Annotated in this window: 17 protein-coding genes; 13 read left to right on the forward strand and 4 right to left on the reverse strand. The window is 71.5% G+C overall.

Translation table 11 applies throughout. The annotated features are described in order from the left end of the window. Positions 1-154 precede the first annotated feature (154 nt). Positions 155-1,198, forward strand: coding sequence for an AAA family ATPase (locus HUG12_RS03235; RefSeq protein ID WP_179267398.1), 1,044 nt, complete (start codon positions 155-157; stop codon positions 1,196-1,198). Beyond that, positions 1,195-1,785: a protein sorting system archaetidylserine decarboxylase gene (locus tag HUG12_RS03240; protein WP_179267399.1), complete on the forward strand. Its 591-nt coding sequence runs from the start codon at positions 1,195-1,197 to the stop codon at positions 1,783-1,785. Before HUG12_RS03235 ends, HUG12_RS03240 begins: the two co-directional genes overlap by 4 nt. Positions 1,786-1,851: 66 nt before the next feature. Here the strand turns inward: HUG12_RS03240 and HUG12_RS03245 are convergent, their stop codons facing one another. Continuing rightward, complete coding sequence (locus HUG12_RS03245; RefSeq protein ID WP_179270551.1) at positions 1,852-2,844, reverse strand: THUMP domain-containing protein; 993 nt, start codon at positions 2,842-2,844, stop codon at positions 1,852-1,854. Between the two features lie 146 nt (positions 2,845-2,990). Between HUG12_RS03245 and HUG12_RS03250 the strand changes: the two genes are divergently transcribed. From HUG12_RS03250 to HUG12_RS03265, 4 genes are all read left to right on the forward strand, one after another. Next, complete coding sequence (locus tag HUG12_RS03250) at positions 2,991-3,551, forward strand: TATA-box-binding protein (protein ID WP_179267400.1); 561 nt, start codon at positions 2,991-2,993, stop codon at positions 3,549-3,551. Between the two features lie 4 nt (positions 3,552-3,555). Next, on the forward strand, positions 3,556-3,966 hold the full coding sequence (locus HUG12_RS03255) for a DUF7473 family protein (protein WP_179267401.1): 411 nt from the start codon (positions 3,556-3,558) through the stop codon (positions 3,964-3,966). Next, positions 3,963-5,030 carry a CPBP family intramembrane glutamic endopeptidase gene (locus tag HUG12_RS03260; protein WP_246308130.1) on the forward strand — a complete coding sequence of 356 codons (1,068 nt, stop codon included), beginning with the start codon at positions 3,963-3,965 and terminating at the stop codon, positions 5,028-5,030. The genes HUG12_RS03255 and HUG12_RS03260 overlap by 4 nt, the downstream gene beginning before the upstream one ends. A gap of 74 nt (positions 5,031-5,104) precedes the next feature. Further along, on the forward strand, positions 5,105-5,659 hold the full coding sequence (locus HUG12_RS03265) for a DoxX family protein (RefSeq protein WP_179267402.1): 555 nt from the start codon (positions 5,105-5,107) through the stop codon (positions 5,657-5,659). A 36-nt stretch (positions 5,660-5,695) separates the two neighbouring features. On the opposite strand, the gene hisG is transcribed toward HUG12_RS03265, so the two are convergent. Further along, the gene (hisG, locus tag HUG12_RS03270) at positions 5,696-6,547 is read right to left on the reverse strand and encodes an ATP phosphoribosyltransferase (protein WP_179267403.1); all 852 of its coding nucleotides are present in this window, start codon (positions 6,545-6,547) and stop codon (positions 5,696-5,698) included. A 153-nt stretch (positions 6,548-6,700) separates the two neighbouring features. Here hisG and HUG12_RS03275 point away from each other — a divergent pair, with 153 nt between their 5' ends. The 5 genes from HUG12_RS03275 to HUG12_RS03295 all read left to right on the forward strand — a co-directional run bounded on the left by HUG12_RS03275 (position 6,701) and on the right by HUG12_RS03295 (position 12,501). Then, complete coding sequence (locus HUG12_RS03275; RefSeq protein ID WP_179267404.1) at positions 6,701-7,795, forward strand: hypothetical protein; 1,095 nt, start codon at positions 6,701-6,703, stop codon at positions 7,793-7,795. A 126-nt stretch (positions 7,796-7,921) separates the two neighbouring features. After that, the gene (locus tag HUG12_RS03280) at positions 7,922-9,220 is read left to right on the forward strand and encodes an amidohydrolase (RefSeq protein WP_179267405.1); all 1,299 of its coding nucleotides are present in this window, start codon (positions 7,922-7,924) and stop codon (positions 9,218-9,220) included. A gap of 97 nt (positions 9,221-9,317) precedes the next feature. Then, positions 9,318-9,890 (forward strand): putative glycolipid-binding domain-containing protein, encoded by a 573-nt coding sequence (locus tag HUG12_RS03285; RefSeq protein ID WP_179267406.1) that lies wholly within the window; start codon positions 9,318-9,320, stop codon positions 9,888-9,890. A gap of 105 nt (positions 9,891-9,995) precedes the next feature. After that, entirely contained in the window at positions 9,996-11,285 is a 1,290-nt protein-coding gene (locus tag HUG12_RS03290) for an adenosylhomocysteinase (RefSeq protein WP_179267407.1), read from the forward strand. A 91-nt stretch (positions 11,286-11,376) separates the two neighbouring features. Further along, positions 11,377-12,501, forward strand: a complete 1,125-nt coding sequence (locus tag HUG12_RS03295) for a CNNM domain-containing protein (protein WP_179267408.1) — start codon at positions 11,377-11,379, stop codon at positions 12,499-12,501. Between the two features lie 111 nt (positions 12,502-12,612). Here HUG12_RS03295 and HUG12_RS03300 read toward each other — a convergent pair whose 3' ends face one another. Together HUG12_RS03300 and thpR are read right to left on the reverse strand one after the other, a co-directional pair. After that, on the reverse strand, positions 12,613-13,425 hold the full coding sequence (locus tag HUG12_RS03300) for a formate/nitrite transporter family protein (RefSeq protein WP_179267409.1): 813 nt from the start codon (positions 13,423-13,425) through the stop codon (positions 12,613-12,615). 124 nt (positions 13,426-13,549) lie between these two features. Beyond that, positions 13,550-14,107 (reverse strand): RNA 2',3'-cyclic phosphodiesterase, encoded by a 558-nt coding sequence (gene thpR, locus HUG12_RS03305; RefSeq protein WP_179267410.1) that lies wholly within the window; start codon positions 14,105-14,107, stop codon positions 13,550-13,552. 74 nt (positions 14,108-14,181) lie between these two features. Here thpR and HUG12_RS03310 point away from each other — a divergent pair, with 74 nt between their 5' ends. Together HUG12_RS03310 and HUG12_RS03315 are read left to right on the forward strand one after the other, a co-directional pair. Continuing rightward, positions 14,182-14,928 (forward strand): tetratricopeptide repeat protein, encoded by a 747-nt coding sequence (locus HUG12_RS03310; RefSeq protein WP_179267411.1) that lies wholly within the window; start codon positions 14,182-14,184, stop codon positions 14,926-14,928. After that, positions 14,928-15,230, forward strand: coding sequence for a DUF424 domain-containing protein (locus tag HUG12_RS03315; RefSeq protein ID WP_179267412.1), 303 nt, complete (start codon positions 14,928-14,930; stop codon positions 15,228-15,230). Before HUG12_RS03310 ends, HUG12_RS03315 begins: the two co-directional genes overlap by 1 nt. Positions 15,231-15,319 lie beyond the last annotated feature (89 nt).

Genomic DNA, 15,319 nt, shown 5'->3' on the forward strand with positions numbered 1-15,319 from the left:
GTGGCTGACTCCCCATCGACGCGAGCACTGTGGCGGGGACGCAGAACGCGGGGCTTTCGAGGAGGCCTTGTTTCACCTCGCTCCGTCTGACACGTCCTAACCGAACCAACTAGAACGGCCACGTTCATAGCCCCCGGCCCGCTACGAGCCACCAATGGACGGCCCGCTGTGGACCGAGACGCACGCCCCCGACCTCGCTGACCTCCCCCAGCCGGAGGTGCGCGAGCGGCTCTCCCGGGCGGTCGACGAGCCGATGAACCTCGTCGTCCAGGGTCCGACCGGCGTCGGCAAGACCGCCGCCGTCAGGGCGCTCGCCCGCGAGACCCACGCCGACCCGGGCAACGACCTCATCGAGATCAACGTCGCGGACTTCTTCGGCCGCACGAAGAAGGAGATCCGCACCGACCCGCGCTTCGAGCCGTTCCTCCAGGGCCGGAGCCGGATGGCCAAGCGCGACATGATCAACCGGGTGCTGAAGGAGTCCGCGGCCAACGCGCCGATGTCCGGCGAGTACAAGACGGTCCTGCTGGACAACGCCGAGGAGATCCGCGAGGACTTCCAGCAGGCGCTCCGGCGCGTGATGGAGCAGTACCACCGCGCGACCCAGTTCGTCATCGCGACGCGCCAGCCCTCGAAGCTCATCCCGCCGATCCGGTCGCGCTGCTTCCCGGTGCCGATGCGCGTCCCGACCACCGACGAGACCATCGGCGTGCTCGCGGGCATCTGCGAGGCCGAGGACGTCGAGTACGACGAGGACGGGCTGGAGTTCGTCGCCAGCGCGGCCAACGGCGACCTCCGCCGTGCCGTGCTGGCGACCCAGGCCGCCGCGGTCGAGCACGACGAGGTGACGATGCAGGGCGCCTACGAGACGCTCGACGACGTCGGGAACGACGAGCAGGTGCTCTCGGCGCTCGAATCAGCCCGGAAGGGGGAGCTGAAGGACGCCCGGAGCACCGTCGACGACCTGCTCTCCGATGAGGGGTTCGACGGCGGGGGGCTCCTCCGGGAGCTCTGCCGGGTCGCGCGCTCGAAGTCGGACGCCTCGCCCGAGTCGGTCGCGCGCCTCCACGCGCTCGCCGGCGAGGTCGACCTCGACCTCTCGGAGGGGCTGGACGACCGGCTCCACCTCACTCACCTGCTGGCCGCGTGGGGTGCGGGCCGCAGGACGACCGAACGGCCGGTCCGCGGGAAGGCATGAGGCTCGCGACCGGCTCCCGGCGGTACGTGCTCCCGCCGCTCCTGCTCGGGGTTCCGGTGCTGCTCATCGCCACCCCCGTCGGCCTCGCGCTGCTCGCGCTGGCCGGCTTTCTCGCGTGGTTCTTCCGCGACCCCAGCCGGGAACCTGCCGGCGAGGGCGTGCTCTCGCCGGCCGACGGCCGCGTCTCGGTGCTGCGCGAGGACGGCGACCGCGTCCGCGTCGGCGTGTTCATGAGCCCGTTCGACGTCCACGTCAACCGCGCTCCCGTGGGGGGCGAGGTGACGCGGATCGACCACCGCGGCGCCGCACACAGACCCGCGTTTTCGAAGGAGTCGGCCCGCAACGAGCGCGTCGAGTACTCCCTTGGCGACGCCGACGGCGCGCTCATCGCGGGCTGGTTCGCCCGGCGGATCACCCCCTACGTTTCCCGTGGAGAGTCGGTGGCGCGCGGCGAGCGGATCGGCCACATCGCGTTCGGCTCGCGGGCCGACGTCGTGCTGCCGCCGGAGTACGGGATGGCGGACGTGCGGGTTCGGAAGGGCGAGAAGGTGCGCGCCGGCGAGTCGATAATCGCGAGGGCGGACTGAATCCGACGTCGCGCCGACCGGTCGCCCCCTGTAGATCCCGCTGCTTCCGCCGTACCCACCGCGGACTCACTCCCGCTCCAGAACCAGTACGTGCCGGACGAGCGATCGGTGGACGCGCCGCTCGAACGAGTCCGTCACCGACCACCCCGCGTCCTCGGCCTCGGTCCGCCACGACCGATCCGCGATCAGCACCCCGCGAGGCGCGACTCTGGCGGCCTCCGAGAGCGCGCCCGCGACCAGGTCCGCCAGTTCGTGCCGGGCGATCTTCGACTGGCGGCCGTAGGGCGCGTCGAACACGGCGCCGTCGGCCGCGTCGTCTCGAACCCCGAGTTCCGTCGCGTCGCCGCGGATCACCGCGAAGCCGTCGTCGAGGTAGTGCGCGAGGTTCCCCCTGGCGCCCCGGGCCATCTTCGCCTGGGCGTCGTTGCCGAGGACCTCGCTCCCGACGAGTCCGGCCTCGATGAGCACCCCGCCCGTCCCGCACATGGGGTCGAGGATGCGGCTCCCCGGGCCCGCTCCGGCGAGGTTGGCGTACGCCCGGGCGTCCATCGGCGCCATGCTCCCGGGCTGGAAGAACGGCCGGTCGGTCGGCTTGCGGGTCGAGAAGTCCCGCACCGACTCGGCGACGACCCAGCCGACGAGACAGACCCCGCCGGCGAACAGCACCCGGAGGACCAGGTCCGGGTCGTCGAGGTCGACGGCGAACCCGCGGGCGACGAGCGCGGCGCCGCACTCGCGCTCGGCCTCGCCGGTGCTCGCGTCGGCGGAGTCGCGGACGACGCGGGCACGGACCGCGACGGTGGGGCGGTCCTCGCCCGCTCCGACGCCGACCCCTTCCGGGTCGAGGTCCGCCGACTCGACGAGGGCCCGGGCGGCCGCCACGTCGGCGTCGATGCGACCGAGGAGCGCGAGCGCGCGGCGGGTGTAGGCGAGGCCGCGGACCCGGGAGGGGTCGACCGCGTCCGCGACGGCGAGGCCGGGGGCGACGACCGAGACGTCGCTCGCGGCGGTCGCTGCCTCCCGGGCCGCGAAGGCGTCCTCCTCGCCGGCGAGTTCCAGCCCGTACACGGCCGGAGCGTCGGCGCGCCGTCGTATGAACCCCGCGGCTCGGCGATCGCGGGCGCGTCCCGGCACTTAAGTGATCCGACGCCCGGTTCCGGCGGCGGTACTACTTTAACCCTTAAATACGACGCTTAAAGCGAGAGATGGCCGACGCAAAGGAGTCGATTCACATCGAGAACGTCGTCGCGTCGACGGGAATCGGGCAGGAGCTCGACCTCCAGACCGTCGCGATGGACCTCGAGGGCGCTGATTACGACCCGGAGCAGTTCCCCGGGCTGGTGTATCGCACGCAGGATCCAAAGAGCGCGGCGCTCATCTTCCGGTCGGGCAAGATCGTCTGTACCGGGGCGAACTCGACCGCCGCCGTCCGGGAGGCGCTCCACCTCGTGTTCGACGAGCTGCGGGCGCTCGACATCCCCATCGAGGAGGACCCGGAGATCACCGTCCAGAACATCGTCACCTCCGCGGACCTGGGCGCGTCGCTGAACCTCAACGCCATCGCCATCGGCCTCGGGCTGGAGAACATCGAGTACGAGCCCGAGCAGTTCCCCGGGCTCGTCTACCGGCTCGGCGAGCCGGACGTGGTCGCGCTGCTGTTCGGCTCCGGCAAGCTCGTCATCACGGGCGGGAAGGAGCCGAGCGACGCGGAGGCGGCCGTCGACGTCATCACGGAACGGCTGTCGGAGCTCGGCCTCCTCGGCTGATCGGATGCTCCCGCAGCCCTCGACGCTCCCGGTAGCTCCCGTGTTCCCGCAGCCGTCGCCGACGCCACTGCAGACCTCGCCGGGCCGGATCGTCGCCGGCTTCCTGCTCATCGCGCTCCTCTCGACGTTCATCGCCAACACCGCCGCCTACTTCGTGATGGGCGACGCCGCCGAACTCGGGCGGGCCGTGCTCCCGGGCGCAGCGATGGCTGCCGTCGGCCTCATGGCGGCCGTCCTCCCGGTCCCCGCCGTCGTCGTCCTCGCGCTCGTCGTCGACTACGCCGCCGTCTCGGTCGCCTACGGGTTGAACCGGCGGGGGACGGCGATGGTGACCGCGATGCACTACACGCTCACCGTCGTCGTCGCCGTGTTCGCCAGCTACTCGCTCGCGCTGTACCAGGACGCCCCGCTGTGACCCGGGACCGTTCGTCCGACTCGGGGGAGTCGTCCGACTCGGAACGGTCGCGGGAGCCGGAGCGCTCGCCGGACGCGGACCGGTCGGGTCCGGACCTGCCGCCCGACTCGAACCTGCCGCCGGAGCCCGACCTGTCCCCCGAGTCCCGCCGCGACGGACTCAGCCGGCTCGTCTGGACTCACGACGAGCGCCGGCCCACGGCCCCGCTCCGCCTGGTCGCCGCGGTCGTCGCCGTCGGCGTCGCGTTCGTCGGCACGTCGCTCTCCCTCGCGTTCCTCCCGCTCGCGGGCGTCGCGTTCACCGTCGTCGCCTCGCTCGCGAATCCGGTCGTCGTCTCGCTCGCGGTGCTGCTGGTCGCGTACGCCGTGGACCGCCGCCGGCTGGCGGACCTGGGGCTGCGACGCGAGCGGGGGTGGCTCTCCGACCTCTGGTTCGGCCTCGCGCTCGGCGTCGGCCTCCAGGCGCTCGTCGCGGGCGTCGGCCTCGCGGCGGGCTGGTACCGGCTCGCCGGGACCCTCGTCGGCCCGCCGGTCGGGTTACTGACGGCGCTCGTGCTGTTCCTCGGCGTCGGGTTCTACGAGGAACTGCTGCTCCGGGGCTACCTGCTCACGAACCTCGGCGAGTGGTTCTCCCGGCACGCCGGCCAGCGCGTCGCGGCGGGGCTCGCGCTGCTCGCCTCCAGCGGCGTGTTCGGCGCGGCCCACGTCGCGAACCCCGGCGCCACGGCCGTCTCGACGCTCGGCATCACGTTCGCGGGCGTGTTCCTCGGCCTCGGCTACCTGCTGACGGGGCGGCTCTCGCTCCCGGTCGGCGTCCACATCTCGTGGAACTACGCGCAGGGCGCCGTGTTCGGCTTCCCGGTGAGCGGGCTGGACGTGGGGGCGAGCCTGCTCGCGCTGGAGCCCACCGGCCCCCGGGCGGTCACCGGCGGGGAGTTCGGCCCGGAAGCGGGGCTGCTCGGAGTGCTGGCGCTCTGCGTGGGGATCGGCGCGACCGTGTGGTGGGTTCGGTGGCGCGGCGGGAGCGGACTCGACGGTCGGGTGCTGACGCTCGACCGGCGGTGACCGACCCGTCACCGCCCGTGGTTCCGGCCCGAATCGAGGAGTATCTTTACCAGGAATCCGCGTGTTTTCCGGCCATGTCCTCCCAAGAAGTGGAGCTACGGAGCACGATCGCGGGGTTCACGGCCGAGGGGAGACTGCACACGCTGAGCGTCTGGTTCATCCTCGCGCTGCGACTCATGATGGGGCTGGCGTTCCTCCAGAGCGGGGTCGACAAGGTTCTCTCGGGCGAGTTCTCCGCGAGCGGCTACCTGCAGAACGCGCCGCCGGCGAACGGCAGCCCCGTCGCCGACCTCTTCGTCGCGATGGGGAACACCCCCTGGTTCGTTGAGTTCGTGAACGTCGCCGTGCCGTGGGGTGAGGTCCTCATCGGACTCGGCCTGATCGTGGGGGCGTTCACTCGACTGGCGGCGTTCTTCGGCGCGTTCATGATGCTCCTGTTCTACCTGGGGAACTGGGACATCGCCCACGGCTACATCAACGGCGACTTCGCGTACATGCTCGTGTTCCTCTCGGTCGCCGCGTTCGGCGCCGGGCGCATCCTCGGCCTCGACACCTACATCGAACGGTACGAGGTCGGCGGCCGCTCGCTCGTCGAGCGGTACCCCTGGGCCAGCTATCTCCTCGGGTAAGGGCCGACCCCTCTCCGCGTCCGTCCCGGCGATCGCCTACTCCACCAGCCGCTCGATCTCGGTGACGAGGATGTCGCTCGCGCCGACGGCCTTCAGGTCCGAGATGACGCCGAACACCTCCCGTTCGTCGACGACGGCGTGGACCGCCACGTGGTCCTCCTCGCCGTCGGCGACGTCCATCACCGTCGGCCCGCCCATGCCCGGAATCACGTCCTTCACGTCCTCCAGTCGGTCGCTCGGGGCGTTCATCATCAGGTAGCGCTTCCCGTCGGCGGCGATGACCGACGAGAAGGCGGTCTCGACCTCCCGCACCTTCGGGTCGTCGGCGACGTCCGGGCGGGCGAACAGCCGGACCGAGGAGGCGAGCACCTCGTCGACGACCGCGAGGCGGTTCACCTGCAGCGTCGTCCCGGTCGAGGTGATGTCGACGATGGCGTCGGCCATCTCCACGTGCGGGGTGAGTTCGGTCGCGCCCGTCACCTCCACGACGTCGGCGTCGATGTCCCGCTCCGCGAGGTAGGCTCGGGTGACCGCCGGGAACTCCGTGGCGATCGTCAGCCCCTCGACGTCGCCGGGGTCGGCGATGTCGCCGTCCTCGGGCGCGGCGAGGACGAGCCGACAGCGACCGAAGCCCAGGTCGAGCAGGTCCGCGAGGTCGTGTCCGGACTCGCGGGCCTGGTCGAGCCCCGTGACGCCCAGGTCGGCGGCGCCGTCGGCGACGTACTCCGGGACGTCGGCGGCGCGCGCGAACAGGATGGAGACGTCCGGGTCGACGGTGTCAGCGTACAGCTGGCGGTCGGCGGTCTCCTCGACGTGGAGGCCGGCCCGTTCGAGGAGGTCCATCGTCGGCTCGTGCAGGCGCCCCTTGTTGGGCACGGCGATGCGCATGGGTGGGACGAGGCGGCGGGCCGGGAACTGTCTTTCCCTCGCGACGGGCGGCGTGGACCGGCGGCCCTGGCTCGGCCGCGGTGGGGTACCGCGGTCGAGGACTGTGCGAAAACGGTCGACGGATTGAGGGTTCGGTGCCACACACCGTGCGGCATGAACGCGCTCGTCGCCCCGGCGTTCGGCTATCTCGCGGTCGTGGCTGGGGCCGCACTCGCCGGTCGTCTGCTCGGACTGCTCGTCCACCGGACCGAGGCGCCGCTCCGCTGGTACCGCCGCGGCATCGCCCTGCTGTGCCCGGCCGCCGCCGTCGTCGCCTTCGGCGCGCTCGCGGCGACGGGCGCGTTCGACCTGGTGGCCGCCGCGCTTCCCGCCGGCACGCTCGGGCTAGTGGGGTTCGTCTCGGCGTTCGTCCTCCCTCCGACGCTCGCCACGTTCGTCCCGTACCTCGCCTCCGCCCGCACCTACGGGGACCTGCGAGGCCACGAGGTCGAGCCGATCGACGCCCTGCGTCAACTCGTCCGCTACCTGCTTTCGGTGCTGGTTCCGATCGGCGTGATGGCCTGGTTCGCCCTCGCGGTCGACGGCGGCGCGCTCGTCGTCGCCTGGGCGGCGCTCGCGGCCGCGGCGGTCGTCCTCGCGGTCTGTGCCCCCCTGCTCGCCGTCCTCGGACGGAGGACCCGGCCCCCGACCGACGCCGAACGCGAACGGATGGAAGCCGCCATCGAACGGGCGGACGTCCCGGTCCGGGGGGTCCGGGTGATGCCGACGGACGGGGGGAGCGCCCAGGCCCGGATCCTGGGCGTCGGCGGCCTCCGGCACCTCTTTCTCACCGACGCGGTCCTCGAGGAGTTCGACGACGAGGGCACGGCCGCGCTCGTCGGCCTCGCGGGGAGCCACCGCGACTACCACCTCCCGTCCGTCGGGTTGCTGGTCTACGGGGCCGCTGCGAGCGTCGCGTCGGCCGTCGGCGGGGGGCCGATTCCCGCGTTCCTCGTCGGCTACGTCGTCTCCAACGAGTGCGTCAGACGCCTCTCGTACCGCGCGGACGCGGCGGCAGTCGGGCGGTCCGGCCTCGATCCGGCGACCGTGACCGCGGCGCTGGAACGGGTTGCGGCCCTCCACGACCGGCAGGACAGTCCGTCGGCCGTCGCACGGGTTCTCCTGTCGGTCCCCGACTTCCCCCGACGACTGGCGGCGGTCCGCGCGCGGACGGCCCGCGGGGCCCCGGATGGTGACGGGTCCCGCTGAGGTCGATCGGCCGCGGACGGAACCCGCCCACGGGACGGTCCGGCGGAACGACCGCCGGAGATTCGCCCTCGCGCCCCGCCCACCTTCTTCGACGGATTGAGGGTCCGGCGCCGCCCAGGCCGGGACATGAGCACCCTCGCAGTCGCCGGCGGGCGGGTCCTCCTCCCGAACCACTCGATCGAGCAAGCGGACGTACTCGTCGACGCCGACGCCGGCGAGATACTGGACGTCGCCCCGGATCTCGCCCCAGAGGCGGACGAGACGCTGGACGCCTCCGGGGGACTCGTGATTCCCGGCCTCGTGAACGCCCACGGCCACGCCGCGATGACGCTCCTGCGCGGCTACGCCGACGACAAACCGCTGGAGGCGTGGCTGCAGGAGGACATCTGGCCCGCGGAGGCCGAACTGACGCCCGAGGACGTCGCGGCCGGCACCCGCCTCGCCGCCGTGGAGATGATCCGGAGCGGGACGACCGCGTTCGCGGACATGTACTTCCACGTCGGCGAGGTCGTCGAGGCGGTCCGGGAGGCCGGCCTCCGCGCCCGTGTCGGCCACGGCGTCGTCACCGTCGGCAAGGACGAGGAGGCCGCACGGGCGGACTTCGCGGAGTCGCTGTCCGTGGCCGAGGAGTACGACGGCGCGGCGGACGGCCGGATCCGGACGGCGGTGATGCCCCACGCGCCCCACACCGTCGGCACCGGGTACTTCGAGGAGTTCGTCCCGGCGGCCCGCGAGGCGGGACTCCCGTTCCACTTCCACCTGAACGAGACGGAGGCGTACCTCGACCCGGTCGCGGAGGAGGCGGGGGTGCGACCGACCGAGTACGCCGACGACCTCGGCCTGCTCGCCGAGGACACCTGGGTCGCCCACGGCGTCCACCTGGATTCGGGGGAGGTCGATCGCCTCGCCGAATCGGACACGGCCGTCGTCCACTGCCCGGCCTCGAACATGAAACTCGCCTCCGGGATGGCGCCCGTACAGGCGATGCTCGACGCCGGCGTGCCCGTCGCGCTCGGCACCGACGGCGCGGCCTCGAACAACGACCTCGACCTGTTCGGCGAACTCCGCGACGCGGCGATGCTGGGGAAGTTAGCGGCGGACGACGCCGAGGCGGTCGACGCGGACGCCGCCGTCCGGATGGCCACCGAGGGCGGCGCGGAGGCGCTCGGGTTCGACGGCGGGCGGATCGAGGCGGGCGCGAAGGCCGACCTCGCGGTCGTGGATCTGGAGGCCGCACACCTGACGCCGCAGCACGACCTGGTTTCGCACCTGACCTATGCTGTACGCGGCAGTGACGTCCGGCACACGGTGTGTGACGGTGCGGTGCTGATGCGGGATCGCGAGGTGCTGACGCTGGACGAGGAGGCCGTTCGGGAGCGGGCGGAGGAGGCCGCGAGCGAGCTGGTGGCGCGGGCTGAGGACTGAGCTTTCGGAAGCTACGTAGTCGGGGGTTTTCGAACGGCCGCCGCTGGCGACCAACCGGTACCGGATGGGTTAATCTCCGCCGCGATAGCCTCGTGACGTGTTTCGAGACGTCTACTGGAAGCGGATCGACGGGACTGGAGGAGAGCATCTTCGACTCATCGAGGATTCGAGCGGTGTTTCCGCCCAAAGCGTCGTCGTGGGCGTCGTCGATGGCAGCCCGGTGCGTGTTCACTACGAGATCGAACTCGATCGTCAGTACCGCGTTCAGCGAGTCGATGTCACGACGCCAGGACGGGGACCCGACTCGTTGACGCTTCGAGCCGACGGGGAGGGGAATTGGACCGACGGGCGAGGGGAGGAGTTGCCAGCACTCGATGGCTGCATCGACGTGGACGTTTCGGCGACGCCGTTCTCCAACACGTTACCGATCCGACGAGCGGGTCTCGAACGGGACGAACCGACCGAACTCTCCGTCGTCTACGTCAGGGTTCCCGAACTCTCCGTCGAGGTAGCCACGCAGCGGTACACCCGTCTCGACCCGGCGGACGGAGACGGCGGGAAGTATCGGTACGAAAGCGTGTCCAGCGGGTTCACGGCGGAACTGACGGTCGATTCCGACGGTCTCGTGGTCGAGTACCCGGGGTTGTTCGATCGGGTGCCGCTCCCGTAACCACGGACGGGGGGCGACGTTCCGATACGAATCGGAGTCGGCGGACCACCGTACCGAAGTCCGCCTTCGGCGGCGTTAAGGCACGACCACTCGAACCCACGCATCATGAGTCAATCGTCGTACCCGCCGGTCACACAGCACCTCGACGACCCCGATGCCGCAGCGCGGGAAGGCCGACGGAAGATGGACTGGGCGCTCCAGCACATGCCGATCCTCTCGAAACTCCGCGAGGACTACGAGGAGTCGAAACCCTTCGAGGGCCAGGTCATCGGCATGGCGATGCACGTCGAGGCGAAGACCGCGAACCTCGTCGAACTGCTCGCCGACGGCGGCGCCGAGGTCGCCATCACCGGCTGCAACCCGCTCTCGACCCACGACGACGTGAGCGCGGCGCTCGACGCCCACGAGCGCATCACCTCCTACGCGGTCCGCGAGGTCGACGACGAGGGCTACTACGCCGCCATCGAGTCGGTGCTCTCCCACGAACCGACCCTCACCGTCGACGACGGGATGGACATGGTCGCGGCCGTCCACGAGGACCACCCCGAACTCATCGACTCCATCGTCGGGGGCTGCGAGGAGACGACGACGGGCGTCCACCGCCTGCGCGCGATGGACGAGGACGGGGCGCTCGAGTACCCCATCTTCGCCGTGAACGACACGCCGATGAAGCGGCTGTTCGACAACGTCCACGGCACCGGCGAGTCCTCGCTCGCGACCATCGCGATGACGACGAACCTCTCGTGGGCCGGCAAGACGGTCGTCGTCGCCGGCTACGGCTACTGCGGGAAGGGCGTCGCCAAGAAGGCGGCCGGGCAGAACGCGAACGTCGTCGTCACCGAGGTCGAACCACGTCGGGCGCTGGAGGCGCACATGGAGGGGTACGACGTCAGGCCGATGGCCGAGGCCGCCGAGGACGCGGACGTGGTGCTCACGACGACCGGCAACCGCGACGTGGTCACCCGGGAGCACTTCGAGGTCATGAAGGACGGCGTCCTGCTGGCGAACGCGGGCCACTTCGACGTCGAGGTGAACCTGGACGACCTCGACGACCTGGCCGTCGACCGCTACGAGGCGCGCGAGGGCGTCGAGGCGTACGAGATGGCCGACGGCCGGCGGCTGAACGTGCTCGCCGAGGGGCGTCTCGTCAACCTCGCCGCGCCCATCGCGCTCGGCCACCCGGTCGAGGTGATGGACCAGAGCTTCGGCGTGCAGGCGGTCTGCGTCCGCGAACTGGTCGAGAACGGCGGCGACTACGAGGCCGGCGTCCACGAGGTGCCGGACGTTCTGGACCGGGAGGTCGCCGAGATCAAACTGGCGGCCGAGGGCGTCTCGTACGACGAACTCACCGACGAGCAGCGCGAGTACATGGGCTCCTGGCAGCACGGGACGTAGGGCCGACGGCCACCCCGAGCCGGCGCGTCCGGCGCCCGTCCGCACCGTCCGGCCGTCAAAACCTTACGGTCAGGTCGGCCAGTGAAACCCGATGAACGCCGCCGTCGTCGCCGCGAGGCTGGTCGCCGGCCTCGCGCTCATCCTGGCGAACGGCTTCTTCGTCGCCATCGAGTTCGCGCTCACCCGGGTCCGGCAGTACACCGAGTCCGAGTTCGACGCGCCGGGGCTCCGCCGGGCCTGGGAGATGACCGACGACCTGGAGATCTACCTCACGAGCTGTCAGGTCGGCATCACGGCCACCAGCATCGCGGTCGGCATCGTCGCCGAACCGGCGCTGGCAGCGATCTTCGAGCCGTTCCTCGCGGACACGTTCTGGGCCTCCGTGGGCGCCGGCGGGGTGCTCGCGTTCCTGGTCATCAACCTCGTCCACCTCACCCACGGCGAGCAGACGCCGACGTATCTCGGCGTCGAGCGGACCAAGACCGTCTGTCGGTACGGGGCGACGCCGCTGTACTACTTCGCGAAGGCGATCTCCCCGGTGATGTGGATCGGCGACCACGTCGCGAAGTGGACGCTGCGGCTGGTCGGCGTGGAGATGACCGGGGCGTGGCTCGAGGCCGAGGAGGAGCGCATCGAGAGCCGCGCGCAGTTGCGGAACCGCATGGACTCGCTGCTCGACCGGGGCGACCTGACCGAGGAACGCCGGGAGGAGGTGCTGAACGCCCTCACCGCCGGCGAGCGCCCGGTCGTGGACGCCGTCGTCGACCCCGAGGACGTGGTGTTCCTCTCGACGGAGAACTCCCCGGAGGAGAACTTCGAGCGCCTGGCCGACGCGCCCCACACCCGCTACCCCCTCGTCGGCGAGGGGCCCGAGGACTTCCGGGGCGTCGTGTACGTCCCCGCCGTCGTCGGCGCCGTCGACGAACTCAGGGCCGGCGAGACCACCTTCGAGGAACTCGCCGCGCCGCCGCTGACGCTCCCGCCCGACACGACCGTCAGCGACGCGATCGACGAGTTCCAGGCCGAACGCCAGGAACTCGCGCTCGTCCGCGACGACGACGGCGTCGTCGGGCTGCTCACCGCGACCGACGCGTTCGAGGCGGTGATGGGCGACCTGGAGGACCCCCTGGACGAGGGAGCAGTGACGGACGGGCGGGCGGGCGGGGGGAGCCGACGAGCGGACGGCGACGACCGCGGGCGGGCGAGCGGGGCGTGAGGACGACCGGGGCACGAGGGCGACGGGGGGGCGAGGACCACCGGGATACGAGGACGAACGGCGCGAGCATACGGCTTGCTCGCGGAGGCCCGCGCGGCGACTCGCGACGGCCTACCGCTGACTGTCCGCCCCGACGACGTACCCATACTTGAGCAGCGCGACGAACACCGCGCCGCCGACCGCGTTTCCGACCGTGGCGAGCGCGAGGAAACGGACGTACTCCACCACGCCGACGGCGTCGGAGGAGAACACGGCGACGAGCACCTCGACGTTGCCGGCGATGGAGTGCGGGAGGTGGCCGTAGCCGATGGCGCCCGTCACCATGACGACGACCGCCAGCCGGGAGAGCGTCGAGTCGGCGGCCGCGACCAGCCACGCGACGAGCCCCATCAGCCAGCCGGCGAGCACCGCCCCCCCGAGCAGCGCGGTCGCGGGCTGCCCGACGAACGGGTCGGCGATCTCGGTCAACGACTCCACGTCCGCCAGGCCGTACGCGGGAGCGAACCAGACGGCGAAGGCGGCGAAGACGGCGCCGCCCACGACGTTCCCGACGTACACGAGCCCCCACAGCCGGCCGAGGTCGGGCAGTCCGGCCTCGCCGTCGAGGACCGGGAGCACCGCCAGCGACGTGTGCTCGGTGAACAGCTGGGTTCCGCCGAGGATGACGAGCACGAAGCCGAACGCGTAGCCGAGCGCGGTGAGCATCCGGACGGTCGGCTCCACGTACACGCCCTCGGTGTGGGTGAGCGTGGCCGCGACGAGCAGCGGCCCGAAGCCGATGTCCAGCCCCGCGGACAGCCCGGAGAGGAACAGCGACGAGCGGGGCCGGGACATCTCGTGGACGCCGGTCCCCACGAGCCGGTCGACGATGGTGGAGTCCGTGGCGCGCTCCTCGTCCGCGACACGCCGCTCTACGTCCGCCATGGAACCCGGTTCGACCGGGCGACGGATGAATCCGCGGGCCGAGTCGGCCGGGGTCGCGTTCCCCGCGGGCGCGGTCGGCGGCGGGCGCGGTCGACGGCCCCGGCCGCGGCCAACCCCCGTGCCGTCACAGCGGGAACCGGGCGACGGTCCGGTACGTCGGCCCGTCGCGGTCGAGTTCGCTCGCCTTCAGACGGAGTTCGCTCGCCTCGAACCGGCCGAGTTCGGGGTCGGTCTCCCGGAGGAACCGCCGTACGTCCTCCTTCCCGCGGGCGTCGCTCATCCGCGCCAGCGTCACGTGTGGGGTGAACTCGTGCTCCTCCGGGTCGAACCCGAGCGCGACCGTCTCGCGCTCGACGGCCTCGTGGAGCCGGACGAGTTCCTCGGCGCCCTCGTCGATTCCGACCCAGACGACCCTGATGTACTCCTCGTCGGGGAACGCGCCGAGCCCGGCGACCTCGACCGGGAACGGCCCCGCGTCGGCGGCGTCGACGGCCCGCTCCAGCGCGTCGACCGCTTCGTCGACGTCGTCCTCGGGGGTGTCGCCGAGGAACTTCACCGTCACGTGCGCGTCCCCGGGGTCCGTGTACGAGAGGCCGGGCGCGTCCGGAGCGTCCTCCCGGAGGTCGGCGAACGCCCCCGCGAGCGCGTCCGGGAGGTCGAGCGCGACGAACAGTCGCGGCATACGGGATGGTGGGGACCGGAGGGGCAAAAGCCCGACGCGCAAGCCTTACCCGCACGGTTCGCCAATCCGCAGGTATGACTGACGAGGAGCGACCCCACGAGTTCTCGTCCGGACAGGGGCTCGACGAGGACTACGAGGAGTTCACCCTCGACCCGGAGGAGCTGAACGCCGACCCCTCCCAGGTCGACCCCGTCGACACCCGGGTCATCACCGACCTCCTCGACGAGCGGAACATCGCGAAAGAGCAGGTCGACACGGAGAGTCTCATCGACGTCGGGCTCTCCTACATGGGCATCAACCGGTTCGAGGAGGCGACCGAGACGTTCGGCCGCGCGGCCCAGTTCGCCGAGGACGACAGCCTCGCCGAGCAGGAGGCGTGGGTGAACAAGGGCGTCGCGCACGCCCAGCTCGAGGAGTACGACGAGGCCATCGGCGCCTACCGCGAGGCGCTCCGCATCGACGACGACTCCGAGCACGCCGCCAGCGCCGAGACGAACCTGGCGTACGCGCTCTACGAGTTCGGCGAGAGCGAGGAGGCGCTCGAGCACGCCGAGCGCGCCGTGGAGATCGACCCCCGGTTCGCCCAGGCCTGGTACAACCGCGGCTTCTTCCTGGTCGAGCGGGGCCTGCTGGAGGACGCGGTCAACGCCTTCGACAACGCCATCCGCCTCGGCATGCGCAACGCCGAGGTGCTGGAGGAGAAGGCCCGCGCGCTGGACGAACTCGGCGAGGAGGAGGAGGCCGAGGCGGTCGCCGAGCGCGCCGAGGAACTGCGCAAGGAGGCCGAGCAGGAGATGGTCGAGGAGTTCGAGGAAGGCTGATGCTGCTGAAGGAGCGCGACACGCCCGAGGGGACGCTGGTGTCGGTCTGTGACCCCGACTGCCTCGGCGAGACGTACGAGAACGGCGCGGTCACCCTGGAGGTGACCGAGGAGTTCTACGGCGGAGAGAACGCCGAACCTGCCGACGAGGACGTGGTCGTCGAGAGCCTCCTGGCCGCCACCACGGCGAACCTCGTCGGCGAGGAGTGCGTCTCGGTGGCGGTGGAGGCGGGCATCATCGACGAGGAGCGCGTGCTGGACGTCGGGGGGACGGTCCACGCGCAGTTGCTCTGGCTCAGGTAGGCGTTCCCGTCGGGGGCCACCCCGATCTCCGGCCCGGGAACGTCGCATCCGTCGCGGACCCGCCGGCTCCGAGCGCCGGGACTTTTGCC

This window comes from Halorarum salinum (genome assembly GCF_013402875.1).
Classification (GTDB): Archaea; Halobacteriota; Halobacteria; order Halobacteriales; family Haloferacaceae; genus Halorarum; species Halorarum salinum.

What these genes read in the sequence shown, in the direction of transcription:
- HUG12_RS03315 (WP_179267412.1), top strand. Translation starts at nt 14,928, where the DNA reads ATGCTGCTGAAGGAGCGCGACACGCCCGAGGGGACGCTGGTGTCGGTC.
- thpR (WP_179267410.1), bottom strand. Translation starts at nt 14,107, where the DNA reads ATGCCGCGACTGTTCGTCGCGCTCGACCTCCCGGACGCGCTCGCGGGG.
- HUG12_RS03235 (WP_179267398.1), top strand. Translation starts at nt 155, where the DNA reads ATGGACGGCCCGCTGTGGACCGAGACGCACGCCCCCGACCTCGCTGAC.
- HUG12_RS03295 (WP_179267408.1), top strand. Translation starts at nt 11,377, where the DNA reads ATGAACGCCGCCGTCGTCGCCGCGAGGCTGGTCGCCGGCCTCGCGCTC.
- HUG12_RS03280 (WP_179267405.1), top strand. Translation starts at nt 7,922, where the DNA reads ATGAGCACCCTCGCAGTCGCCGGCGGGCGGGTCCTCCTCCCGAACCAC.
- HUG12_RS03275 (WP_179267404.1), top strand. Translation starts at nt 6,701, where the DNA reads ATGAACGCGCTCGTCGCCCCGGCGTTCGGCTATCTCGCGGTCGTGGCT.
- HUG12_RS03255 (WP_179267401.1), top strand. Translation starts at nt 3,556, where the DNA reads ATGCTCCCGCAGCCCTCGACGCTCCCGGTAGCTCCCGTGTTCCCGCAG.
- HUG12_RS03290 (WP_179267407.1), top strand. Translation starts at nt 9,996, where the DNA reads ATGAGTCAATCGTCGTACCCGCCGGTCACACAGCACCTCGACGACCCC.
- HUG12_RS03265 (WP_179267402.1), top strand. Translation starts at nt 5,105, where the DNA reads ATGTCCTCCCAAGAAGTGGAGCTACGGAGCACGATCGCGGGGTTCACG.
- HUG12_RS03310 (WP_179267411.1), top strand. Translation starts at nt 14,182, where the DNA reads ATGACTGACGAGGAGCGACCCCACGAGTTCTCGTCCGGACAGGGGCTC.
- HUG12_RS03300 (WP_179267409.1), bottom strand. Translation starts at nt 13,425, where the DNA reads ATGGCGGACGTAGAGCGGCGTGTCGCGGACGAGGAGCGCGCCACGGAC.
- hisG (WP_179267403.1), bottom strand. Translation starts at nt 6,547, where the DNA reads ATGCGCATCGCCGTGCCCAACAAGGGGCGCCTGCACGAGCCGACGATG.
- HUG12_RS03250 (WP_179267400.1), top strand. Translation starts at nt 2,991, where the DNA reads ATGGCCGACGCAAAGGAGTCGATTCACATCGAGAACGTCGTCGCGTCG.
- HUG12_RS03240 (WP_179267399.1), top strand. Translation starts at nt 1,195, where the DNA reads ATGAGGCTCGCGACCGGCTCCCGGCGGTACGTGCTCCCGCCGCTCCTG.